Source organism: Indolivaga capnocytophagoides (genome assembly GCF_036511535.1).
Classification (GTDB): Bacteria; Bacteroidota; Bacteroidia; order Bacteroidales; family Dysgonomonadaceae; genus Dysgonomonas_A; species Dysgonomonas_A capnocytophagoides.
The window spans coordinates 2,433,002-2,446,202 of sequence record NZ_AP028867.1; the positions used below are offsets into that span (position 1 = coordinate 2,433,002).

The window sequence follows — 13,201 nt, forward strand, 5'->3', positions numbered from 1 at the left end:
CTTTATCTATGAATTATGTAACTTATTGAAAATGTTATGTAACACAAATTCCCATAAATCGGCATACCTTTTAAAATAAACAGAAGAAACAAATATGTTAGATTTTAGAGGTTATAAGAAATTCCAACACAAAGTCAATAATAAACCTTTTTACGGTGAATTGTTTAATACAGAACAGTTGGCAGAGTATTCGAAAGCGGTTGGAGAGGATCATCAGGCAACAGGGAGTACACAGAGTAATTATCTGCGAGAGCAATTAGATTATAATGATGTTATTCTGCACGATTTCAATAATGAAATGTTAACAAGCAGCAATCGAAGTTATGTAACTCCCGCTATCGAATGGATGATTGACAATTTCTATTTAATTGAAGAGCATATTTTATTAGCCCGACATCACTACCCCAAGGAATATAACCAAGAACTTCCTTGCCTCTTGATAGGTGAATATAAAGGGATACCCCGTATATATTCTTCAGTCATAGAACTCATCTCCCATACAGATTCTCAGATTGATATAGAATCACTTTCTGCTTTTTATAAGGCATACCAAATAAAATCTGCCCTCAAGATAGGAGAGCTGTGGGCAATCCCTATTATGTTACGGTTAGCGTTAATCGAAAATTTGCAACGTATTGCAACTCGATTACAGTTAAATACGAAACATCGCGATATAGCAAAAATGTGGGTCGACAAGCTGGAGGATATTGCTCTCAAAAAGCCCTCTAAATTGATTGAGATAGTAGCTGATATGGCACATTCCGATATCCCGACATCCGGTTCTTTTGTCTCAGAATTCAGTCAACGGTTATCGTCTCAAAATTCGGCATTACAAATAGCCCGCAATTGGCTCGAACAAAAACTGGCAGAAGATGGACTTTTCATAGACGAGCTGATTTATCAGGAAAATCAAAATCAGGCAGTAAATCAATTATCTGTCAGTCATATCATAAATAGTCTCCGGTTTATAAATACAACCGACTGGAAAATATTTGTTGAAAGACAAAGTATTGTAGAGCAAATTTTACTTAAAGATCCAGCTGGAATTTATGGATCTATGGACTTTAATACTCGTGATCATTATCGACATATTATAGAATCATTAGCACAAAACAGTCTTAGATCAGAGATTGAAATCGCTCAATCTGCAATTACATTAACCCAATTGTATAAAGATACAGGGACACAACAAGCTCATGTGGGCTATTTTTTAATAGGTAATGGAAAATATTTACTCAAAAAAGAAATTGATGTAAAAAAGACTATCACTACAAGAATAAAAAATGTATTCAGAGGTGCTCCTTTAGCTATTTATGCCGGATCTACAACTATATTGTCCCTACTTGGATTTATCTTATTTGTTTCTGTTTTTCAATCCAAAGAAATATCAATAACACATTGGCATTTCTTGATCTTAGCATTCCTTTTCTTTATTTTCATTAGCCAATTTGCTGTATTCTTTGTCAATTGGATAATTACCCTTTTTGCAAAACCGGATATTCTGCCCCGACTTGATTTTTCCAAATCAATACCGACCGAATGCCGCACAATGGTGGTTATTCCAACCATCATTTCAAATGAGGAAAATGTTGATAGTCTAATTTCCCAATTGGAACTTCATTATCTGTCGAATAGAAATACCAATCTTCATTTTGGATTATTGACAGACTTTCCGGATGCTCCTAAAGAGAAAGAGGCCTCCGATGATCTTTTGCTCAATCTGGCACGTTTGGGAATTGAAAATCTCAATAGAAAGTACAAGATTGATAACGGCACTCTGTTCTATCTGTTTCATCGCCCTCGTCAATGGAATCCGAAAGAAAAAACGTGGATGGGGTATGAACGGAAAAGGGGTAAACTAATGGAATTTAATTCGCTACTAAGAGGCAAGGAAAACAATTGCTTCTCACACATTGAAGGAGACCGGTCTATATTGCCGAGCTTTAAGTATGTGATAACCTTAGATGCAGACACACAATTGTCTCCCGACACTGCTCATAAGCTGATAGGAACAATGGCTCACCCACTGAATCAGGCAGAACTTGATGTGAAACGAAATGTTGTAATCAGGGGTTATGGTATTCTTCAACCTCGCGTTTCGTCCAATCTTGTCAGCAGTCAATGTTCCCCTTTCTCACGCTTGTTTACAGGTGACTCAGGTATTGATATTTACACACGAACTGTATCCGATGTCTATCAGGATGTATTTCACGAAGGTTCTTATGTGGGTAAGGGTATTTATGATGTAGATGCTTTTGAAACCAGCTTAAATAACCGTTTTCCTGAGAACAAAATACTTAGCCACGATTTGTTGGAATCATCCTATATACGTTCCGGACTTGTTAGTGATATAGAAGTTTCCGAATCATTTCCTTCGGGTTATAATATAGATGCAAACCGTCGTTTTCGCTGGATACGGGGCGACTGGCAAATCTTACAATGGGTATTGCCTTACGTTCCTAATTCGGGTAAAGGTTTTTCCCGAAATCCTATTTCGAGTTTAAGCAAATGGAAAATACTTGATAATTTACGCCGAAGTATAGTCTCGCCTGCAACATTGTTATTCTTGATCGGATTTGCAACATTGTTTCCTCAAAAACTTTGGTCAGGTCTATTGTTGATTCTTCTCATTACCGCTCTTCCTTTTGTATTGGAGAATATAACCAACTCTTTACGCAAAGCAAAGGACCAATCGTGGAAACTCCATTTATGGGAGGTCTTAGAAAAAAGTATGCATCAATTTAAACAGGTTTTATTTGCATTAGTTGTCCTCCCATACGAAGCCTATCTATGTGTAAAAGCAATTATTGTCACTCTTTGGCGACTGACTATATCTCATAAACATCTGATGGAATGGCAAACCTCTGCCGATGTAGAGAAAAAAGCAGTTAATACACTATCGGGATTCTATAACAGGATGTGGTTTTCGCCTGTAATGGCTATTCTGTGCGGAATATCGTTAGGTATATACAACCCGATCTTACTATACGTTTCTCCGTTATTATTTATATGGATAATTGCGCCATATATCGCTTGGCGTGCAAGTTGTCCTATAATCCCCAAAATATCTAAAATAACAAATGAGCAATATCTTCTATTACACCGTATAGCCCGTAAAACCTGGCATTTTTTCGAAGTTTTCGTTAATGAAAAAGAGAATTGGTTAGCACCCGACAATTTTCAGGAGACACCTAATCCTGCTATTGCTTCCCGGACTTCTCCTACCAATATAGGTCTGTCGTTATTAGCCAATTTATCCGCTTTTGATTTAGGATACCTGACAGCCGGAAAGTTTGTAGAGCGAACTAAGCTGACCTTTAATACTATGACAAAACTGCAAAAACACAGGGGGCATCTGTATAATTGGTATAATACTGAAACACTTGAGCCTATGTTCCCGCTGTATGTTTCGAGTGTCGATAGTGGTAATCTGGCAGGGCATTTGCTTACACTCACCCAAGGGCTAAGGGAATTAGAAAAAGACAATATTTACAAGCCTGTTATTTTCGAAGGGATGCTTGACACTGTACAGACAATGAGAAACATTGACTGCAAAAACAAGGCTTTGATTTTATTCGAAAAGGATTTGTCTAAGCCTTTGCCCGAAACATTAACTGCTGCGTTTGCCCTTTTAAAATCGGCAGAACAACAAATCGGACAGATCAATAATACTTTATCATCCGACGATGCCATACTGAACTCATGGGGTGCGGTATTAAAGAAAAACTGCAAGGAATATGTTGATGAAATGCTTTTTCTTGCCCCTTGGCTTGCCATATCACTTTCTGTTCCTGTTGAAAGATCGGAAGAAAGTATTGCAGATGTACAGATGAATCATATAATCTCTGCACTGGAAGCTTTAGATTATGTGCCTACGTTAACACAAATAGCCAATTTAGAAACTACCGGTATTTGTTCACAAATTCAATCTGTATTAGAGCAATTGTCCGGCAAAGATAATTTATCAGCTGATAGAGAAATAAAATACTTAACACAATGGCAGGCTTGTATGAACGATGCAATAAAGAATGCAAAACAAAGAATACGTATTGTCAATGTTCTGGCACAGCAAAGTGATAGTTTTGCCAAAATGGATTTTGCCTTTTTGTATGATCCAATAAAGAAGTTATTCTCGATCGGATATAATGTCATCGAACAACGGATGGATCAAGGTTCGTACGATATGCTAGCTTCCGAAGTGCGCCTATGCAGTTATGTAGCTATAGCCCAAGGACAAATTCCGTTAGAGCATTGGTTTTCGCTCAGCAGATTACTTATTTTTTCGCAGGGAAAACCGATATTGCTTTCATGGAGCGGTTCTATGTTCGAATATCTGATGCCACTGTTAGTTATGCCAAATTATGAGCAAACATTGCTCGACCAAACCTACAAAGGAGTAATCTATGAGCAAATCGAATACGGTAAAAAATTCAATATTCCTTGGGGAATTTCAGAATCAGGATTAAATCGTACTGATACTCAATTCAATTATCAATATAAAGCTTTCGGGATACCAAGTTTAGGATTGAAGCGAGGTCTGTCAAAAGATCTGGTGATTGCACCTTATGCCACTCTTCTGGCTCTGATGGTTAATTCGCGACAAGCGTGCGAAAACTTGGAACGCCTTACTGATGACGGCTTTGAAGGCATGTATGGTTATTACGAGGCTGTGGATTATACACCATCGCATCTGCCGTTAAATGAAACAAGCATAGCTGTTCACTCCTATATGGCACATCATCAAGGTATGGGACTTGTATCGATATCCAACATAATGAAAGGAAATAAGATGCAGGAGCGTTTTATGTCTTGCCCGATGATTAAGGCTTTTGAGCCTTTATTACAGGAAAAAAATCCTCATAATATAAAGATCGATGTTATATCGGATGACTCTAAATTTGAGATCGAAGGGACTAATCCGTTATTATCTAACAGTGTAAGTTATACTCGAGTTTTCGATAATAAAAACATACCACCCGAAATCAACTTGCTATCTAACGGACATTATCAGGTAATGATAAATAACAGTGGCGGAGGCTATAGCCGATGGAATAATTTAGCTGTCACCCGTTGGCGTGAAGATGCAACCGCAGGTTGTCATGGATTATTTGTTTATTTGTGCGATGTTGATACAGGAGAATACTGGTCGATTGGAAACCAACCGATACCAAGTTCTTCTGATGATTACAGCGTAAAATTCACTCAGGCTTATGCCGAATTTAAACAACAACATTCTAAATTAGAAGTAGGAACAACCATCTGTGTTTCACCCGAAGATGACATGGAACTGAGGCGAATAACCTTAACCAACCATACCAATAAGTCACGGAGAATAGAACTGACTACATACAGCGAAGTAGTTATATCGTCACAAGATGCAGATGAAGCACACCCCGCTTTCAATAACTTGTTTGTACAAACCGAATTCAATGCAGCAGCCTCATCCATATTGTGTACCCGTCGTCCCCGTTCGCAGGAGGAAACCCCACCATACTTGCTGCATTTGCTGTTATCCGGACAAGATCAGGAAAATGACGTTTCGTGCGAAACTGACAGGGCTTCTTTTGTTGGTCGTGGACATTCATTGGCAAAGCCTTCGGCAATGAGGCAATCCGGAACGTTATCAAATAGTGAGGGTTCTGTTCTTGACCCTTGTATTGCATTGCGACGGTCGATTGTTATCCCGGCCCGAAAGAGTGTAAAAGTATATGTACTACTAGGTATGTCCGAAACCCATTTAGGAGCATTGTCCCTATCGGATAAATACCAGAATATTCGTATGACAGATCGTGCTTTCGAATTGGCATGGACTCACAGCCAGGTGGTTCTTTACCAACTTAATATCACCGAGACCGAAGCTCAGGTTTTTGCGAAAATGGCAGGATCTTTGGTTTATGCAAATCCTTTGTTCAGGACAGATCCAAATACTATAAAACATAACAAACGCGGACAAAGCGGATTGTGGAGCTATGGCATTTCGGGTGATATTCCGTTAGTGTTATTACGAATAAAGGATATAACAAATATAGAACTGGTGCGTCAATTGGTTTTGGCGCATGCTTACTGGCGGATGAAAGGTTTAGTGATCGATCTTGTTATATTGAACGAAGATACATCAGTGTATCGCCAATCGTTGTATGATGAGATAATAAGCCTGATACATAGTGGCGTAGAAGCTACATTCTTAGAAAAGCAAGGTGGCATTTTTGTTCGACGTGTAGAGCATATGCCCCACGAAGATATATTACTCCTTCAGTCTGTTGCCCGAATTGTAATCGATGATGAGCAAGGAACATTATTCGACCAAATGGAAGGTAAGTTAACTACGGATGTTCAAACTCCGATATTAAAACCAATACATGCTATCGAAGAGGTGAGTACAACAAGCTTTGTACCCAATGATGTTATTCTTTCAAATGGTATCGGTGGATTTTCTCCCGATGGGCAGGAATATATTATTACATTAAAACCAGGAGAATCGACACCGGCTCCTTGGTCCAATGTATTGGCAAATGAACATTTTGGAACGGTAGTATCTGAGAGTGGAAGTGCTTATACCTGGGGCGAAAATGCACATGAATTCCGTATTACACCTTGGCATAACGATACAATACAGGATTCATCAGGTGAAGCCTTTTATATTCGCGACGAAGAAACAGGACAATACTGGTCACCAACACCTTATCCCGCAAGAGGAAATACCCCTTATGTTATTCGACATGGTTTTGGCTACACTGTTTTTGAGCATACTGAAAATGAAATAGAATCAGAATTATGGATGTATGTAGCTTTGGACACATCAATAAAATTCACAATCTTAAAAATAAAGAATCTATCCAATCGTCCGCGGAACTTATCTGTTACCGGCTATTATGAATGGATATTGGCAGAGAAAAAATCTAAAAGCCTTTTACATACTCAGACAGAAGTCGATATAGAAACAGGAGTGCTTTTTGCTCATAATTTTTATAACTCAGATTTCGCAGGAAAGATTGCTTTTATAGATGTCAATGAGTCCCGAACAGTGACAGGCGACCGAAAAGAATTTATTGGACAAAATGGAAGTTTATCTGATCCTGATGCGATGAAGCATACTCGTCTATCAGGAAAAACAGGAGCAGGCATTGATGCTTGTGGAGCTGTTCAAGTTGTTTTTGATTTAGCAGAAGGAAAAACCAAAGAAACTCGCTTCAAATTAGGTTTTGCTCAGAATAAAGAGGAGATGAAACAATTAGTCCGTCGTTATCGACAAATAGGATCTTCACGACAAACATTGGATAATGTTCGTAATTATTGGAATCAAACACTTGGTGGAATCAAAGTAGATACTCCTGATTCTACTGTCAATGTAATGGCTAACGGTTGGTTGCTATATCAAACATTGAGTAGCCGTATTTGGGCACGTTCAGGATTCTACCAATCGGGAGGAGCTTATGGTTTCCGCGATCAGTTGCAAGATGTAATGGCTCTGGTTCATGTTGAACCCGATATAACCCGAAAACAAATACTTCGTGCAGCCGCGCATCAATTTACCGAAGGCGATGTGCAACATTGGTGGCATCCTCCGATGAACAGAGGGGTTCGAACGCATTTTTCGGACGATTATTTGTGGTTGCCTTATGTTGTATGTCAATATATTTCGAGTGTTGGGGATAATGACATTTTAGGTGAGATTGTATCGTTTATCGAAGGTCGGGAGCTACGGGCAGACGAAGAATCATATTACGATCAGCCCAATCATTCAGCCGAATCAGCATCCCTTTACGAGCATTGCGTGAGAAGTATTAAGTACGGTCTTAAATTCGGCGTACATGGTTTACCTCTCATGGGATGCGGTGATTGGAACGATGGTATGAATCTGGTAGGAAAAGAAGGGAAAGGTGAAAGCGTTTGGCTTGGTTTCTTTTTGTACGATGTATTAGTCAAGTTTTCGGATGTGGCAAGGCTTCGCAATGATGAATCTTTTGCTCAGTACTGTGTAAATCAAGCAAAAGAATTGCAAAAAAACATCAGGTTACATGCTTGGGATGGCAAATGGTATCGTCGAGCCTTTTTTGATGACGGTAGTCCTCTCGGTTCTGTCTTGAATGAAGAGTGCCGGATTGATTCTATTGCTCAAAGTTGGTCGGTAATTAGTGGTGCAGGAGATAAGGAGCGTTCGGCAATGGCTATGAAGCAAGTTGATATGCAGCTAGTCGAAAGAGAAGCCAAACTTATCCGATTGTTTACACCTTCATTTGATAAATCATCTCTAAATCCGGGTTATATAAAAGGATATATTCCGGGAGTCCGTGAAAATGGAGGGCAATATACTCACGCAGCCATCTGGACAGCGTTGGCTTTTGCTATGATGGGAGAAACAGATAAAGCATGGGAGCTTTTCGATTTACTGAATCCGGTACAACATGGGGCTACAGCAGCAGTTATTGCCATTTACAAAGTTGAGCCTTATGTGGTAGCTGCCGATGTGTACACAAACCCTCAGCATCTCGGAAGAGGCGGCTGGACGTGGTATACAGGTTCGGCATCGTGGATGTATCGGCTGTTGACAGAGACATTGCTTGGTATCAATCGTGTGGGAGAGAAACTACATCTAACTCCTCATCTGAAAAAAGAATGGGATAGTTACAAAGTACATTATCGTTTTCAAGAGACTGCTTATCATATTACGTTCAATCGAGTCGAAGATTCTATAGAACCCTATCTTATTTTAGATGGGCAGAAGCAGAATGATTTAAACACTCTACATATGAAGAATGATTGTACAGAACATTTTGTGGACATGTGGATTAGAAAGTAACAAGATGTGAATTATAGAGCCTCTAGAAGAATAAACATAAAAGCTTCATTCAACGCTCAAGTAAAAGCCTTTGGAGGAGGCTTTTATAAATTCTCAATATTATTGCGACGTTTATTTTTAAGGTTTTTGTAAAAAGTAGGAGTTAATCCTGTCACTTTTTTAAATTGATTAGATAAGTGAGCAGCACTACTATAATGTAATTTGTAGGAAATTTCGGCAAGGTTCAATTCATCATAAAGAATTAATTCTTTAACTTTTTCTATTTTATGTATAATAATAAAATGTTCTATCGTAATACCTTCAGCCTCCGAAAATAAATTGGCTAGATAAGTGTAGTTGTTATTTAATTTTTTACTCAGATAATCAGAAAAGTTTACTTTTAATTCTTCTCTAGAGTGATGTATAAGTTCTATAATTATAATTTTTATTTGTTCTATCTGGATTGCCTTTTTATCATCCATCAATTCAAGTCCCGATTTCAATAGTATTGTACGAAGCTGCTCTTGCTGTTCAATTGAAATTTTCTCTAAAGTCTCTATTTCGCCTAACTGAACGCTAGAATATTTGATTCCAATCTCCTCAAGATTGGATTTCACCATCATTATGCAACGGCGACTAACCATATATTTGATATATATTTTCATTGGAGTGTTTATTTGACTGTAATATACTGATTTATTTAGGGCTGTTTGAAGATGAAGTATCTAGAAGATATCGTTCAATTATATTCTAAATAAGTACAGAAAACGGGTAAGTAATTATACTTACCCGTTTGATATTATACATCAGCTCGTTTGATTAGTAACGATTTCCATTGTAGCTACCATTTCCACCACGGTTGTTGTAACCTCCGCTACCTCTATCCGTTTTAGGACGAGCAACAGTTACAGTGATTGTCTTACCTTCATAATCGGCACTGTTTAGCTCATTGATAGCTTTTTGGCCTTCTGCATCATTAGGCATTTCAACAAAGCCAAATCCACGTGATTTTCCGGTTTCTCTGTCTGTAACAATCTTAGTAGATTCTACTTCGCCGTAAGCTGTAAATAATTCTTGTAAACTCTCGCTTGTTGTGCTAAAGTTTAGATTCGATACGTAAATGTTCATTCTTTTTATTATTAATTATTATTGGAGACATCCTTATTGGTTAGGCCGATCCTTACAGCATTCATCATGCCTCTTAGACCACTTTTCAAATTGGATGTTACCATGTTTATTGCTAAAATATCTTTGTTTATATAGAAATAGCTGTTCTGCGATTTATATCTTTGATTTATGCAATCTGATATATTTATCCACTCGGGCATCTATTTCCTCCTGAGACAAATGCGCCGGGAGTTCAATTGTTGTCCTTTCGCTAATTATGACATGAATAACAGCCCCATTTTTTTTCTTTACATTTTTTAATACAGATTCAGCCTGCTGAGTGGCCGAAGTTCTTTCAGAGCGGGTTATCTCGCCCTCTTTCCTGTTTATCGAAGAGCTTTGTTTTGCTGCCATTTTTGTTTTTTTTAAATCTGCCTTTTCTATTTTTACAAATACGAAAGAGTTGTTCAATAGCTATCATTTCATCTGTTTTTCAGAAACCATATCTTTATATATTTGAACTATTCGCAATAAGCGGGATGAACGATCATTTTCCGAAATAACAGGGTGATCTTTAAGTATAGTTATAATTTTTTTTCTTAATAGAACTAATAACAAGAGGTCTGAAGATGTTTTATCTATTGTTATATTTATATTTCTTCTTGCTATATATTGGGTCAGTTTGTCATATTCATATTTTGCAACATCAATCAGAGTTTCCCCTTTAGTAAGGAGCTCAGAGATAATTGTTTCGGGAGAATCCAATTTTAAGTTTAAAAACTCATCGTATAATAACCCCGCATTATTTGCAAATAGTTCTCCAACATTCAGTAATTCTCCCATTCTCACAGTAAAATCATGTACATCGACAAACTCACCTTCCTGAAGTTTCAATCTTTCATTTGTAGCTTCCAATAACCGTTGAATAGTTATATCTCCCGATTTTGTTATAAGCCCTAACTGATCGATCAAAAGCTTTTCATCTTTTGATAAATTTCCTTTCCGGGGCTTATATTGCAAGTCATGTTCAATTTCATTATATACATGTGACAATAGGCTGCAAACCTGAATTTCACACGTCGTATTTTTTAAATTAAGATTATCGATAAGATATTCGGAAGGCAAAGCTACCTGACAGTGAGTCGCTTTATAGTATTTGCCATTATCGCCATTCTTGTCTTTAACTTCAATTCTGATTTTATCATTACCCTTACCAATAAAAGTTCGCCGAATCTCCTCTACGACTTTCGGCCTGTCTGTTTCCTGATAAGTTATAATACGCACACCTGCAAGGTCGCTAATTCCATCAAATACACTGTTTACAGTTTGGTATTTGCTGCTTTTCCTTAATTTCTCTGTCAGACTTGTCGGACTTTTAGCTCTGTGTTGAACAGTAGCTCTGACAGTCAGATTCTTTTCGACTATGATCTGGCATATATCAAAAACTATATCGGCCAGTTTTTTATAACGATCATATTCTCTGATGTATCTTTTGACGGTTTCTTCTATCAAATTATCATCCATGAGATAGAACTATTGCTGATAATGCTACTTTTTCTGCTATAGCAAATTCTTCTTTCAATTTGCACACAACTTCTTTAACGCTACTTATTTTCTGGGCCAGATGAGCATTTATTCCGGCAAAAGCATATCCTTTTTTCATATCGCCTTTAGATGCATTGAATAATGCTTTCATTATACAATAGGGGCTCTTAGTATAGTCACAAGTTTTTATACAATGTACCGGACAGTTTTTAGGAACTTCTAATCCTTCGGCAACACGTTTGAGAAATTCTCCTTTGATGGCACGCCCGGGCATCCCTACGGGACTGTTGATTATCATTAAGTCGTCTTCTTTAGCTGTAAGATAGACCTGCTTGAAGGCTTCTGAAGCATCGCATTCCTCTGTAGTAACAAATATTGTTCCCATCTGTACAGCTGATGCTCCCATTTCGATAAAACGGTATATATCCCCTCCTGAAGATATCCCACCTGCGGCAATAACTGATATCGTTTTTATTTCTTTATATGAAGCTACCGTTTTTATAACTTCTGGAATTATTTGTTCAAGAGAATACTGCTCATCATCAAGTTGGTCTCTTTTAAATCCTAAATGCCCTCCGGCTTTTGGTCCCTCTACAACTATCGCATCCGGCAAATAACTGTAGTTATTATACCATTTCTCACAAATTATCTTTGCGGCACGGGCTGAGGAAACAATAGGCACTAATTTAGTTTTGCTATCGGCAGTTTGATAGGATGGTAAATCCAACGGAAGTCCTGCACCTGCAAATATTATATCTGCTTTTTCAGCGATGGCGGTACGTGCCATATCTGCAAAATTAGATAAGGCAACCATTATATTGACACCAATTATACCTTTTGTCTTTTCTCTGGCTAAACGCAATTCTTCTTTCAGTCCCCAAATACTATTCTTTATGAAATTTCCGTGACCTTTATGAATGAGGCCTAAACCAGCACATGATATAACACCTATACCTCCTTCATTAGCCATCGCCGATGCTAAACCGGATAAAGACACACCTACACCCATTCCACCTTGGACAACCGGAAGTTTTACTTCCATATTCCCTATAAAAAATGATTTCATCTTATTTACAAAAATGTGTCATGATCAACCGCATTATAGGCTCTCATAACTGATTAATACTATAAACAAGCGAGTTGATTTTGTTGTCGATTTTGACGATGGGAAGATCCGCAAACAGAGGCGGAGCAAATCATTGTGAAGAAAAGATACAATAAAAACTATATTGTTAGACATGTAAGATACGGAAACAAATCGACTTATTTGTTGTTTTGTAATATCTTATTAAAATATTTTCATTTTTTTATTTATAACTTTAGCATAAACATTGATATATTCGATCATTTTAGTAATACTCTCAACCTGAATCTCGCTGAAAGTAATAAAATTTTGAAATAATAAGGGAGCATATGAAAGTATATATTCTTAGAAAACCCCAAAAGACATGCAGAATACCTTTTGAAGAAATGGAAATTGTATAGAAATGCTTGTTCATATACAACAGAATTCTTATCCATAGTTTTCGACCAACTTCTTCAAGTGAAAATTAGAAAAAAGTACAGAAAAAGAAACATTAGAATAAAGCATTTTATATCTTTGCAAAAGATAAGTCGCTCTTTGTATAGTGAGGAAATTAAGCATATCTAAGAACTAAGCTGGTTTCTAAATCGTTACCTATTGAAAGGCGAATTCTACGTAACCGATTGATTAATAGATAATAATGAGTTTCATTATGTCTTCTTACGTGTATGGTTAAGTTACTATTC

6 protein-coding genes are annotated in these 13,201 nt (G+C 37.5%); 1 reads left to right on the top strand and 5 read right to left on the bottom strand.

The genetic code is table 11. The features are described from left to right. Positions 1-94 precede the first annotated feature (94 nt). Positions 95-8,800 carry a GH36-type glycosyl hydrolase domain-containing protein gene (locus AABJ51_RS09785; RefSeq protein ID WP_338372368.1) on the top strand — a complete coding sequence of 2,902 codons (8,706 nt, stop codon included), beginning with the start codon at positions 95-97 and terminating at the stop codon, positions 8,798-8,800. Between the two features lie 83 nt (positions 8,801-8,883). On the opposite strand, the gene AABJ51_RS09790 is transcribed toward AABJ51_RS09785, so the two are convergent. The 5 genes from AABJ51_RS09790 to AABJ51_RS09810 form a co-directional block, all read right to left on the bottom strand. Beyond that, positions 8,884-9,444 carry a helix-turn-helix domain-containing protein gene (locus AABJ51_RS09790; protein WP_338372369.1) on the bottom strand — a complete coding sequence of 187 codons (561 nt, stop codon included), beginning with the start codon at positions 9,442-9,444 and terminating at the stop codon, positions 8,884-8,886. 154 nt (positions 9,445-9,598) lie between these two features. Beyond that, a complete protein-coding gene (rbp, locus tag AABJ51_RS09795; protein ID WP_338372370.1) occupies positions 9,599-9,907 on the bottom strand; it encodes an RNA-binding regulator in 309 nt (102 codons plus the stop codon). 153 nt (positions 9,908-10,060) lie between these two features. Continuing rightward, positions 10,061-10,300: a hypothetical protein gene (locus AABJ51_RS09800; RefSeq protein WP_338372371.1), complete on the bottom strand. Its 240-nt coding sequence runs from the start codon at positions 10,298-10,300 to the stop codon at positions 10,061-10,063. A gap of 63 nt (positions 10,301-10,363) precedes the next feature. After that, positions 10,364-11,410, bottom strand: coding sequence for a GTP pyrophosphokinase (locus AABJ51_RS09805; RefSeq protein ID WP_338372372.1), 1,047 nt, complete (start codon positions 11,408-11,410; stop codon positions 10,364-10,366). Next, entirely contained in the window at positions 11,403-12,497 is a 1,095-nt protein-coding gene (locus tag AABJ51_RS09810) for an NAD(P)H-dependent flavin oxidoreductase (RefSeq protein WP_296938916.1), read from the bottom strand. The genes AABJ51_RS09805 and AABJ51_RS09810 overlap by 8 nt, the downstream gene beginning before the upstream one ends. Positions 12,498-13,201: the final 704 nt, after the last annotated feature.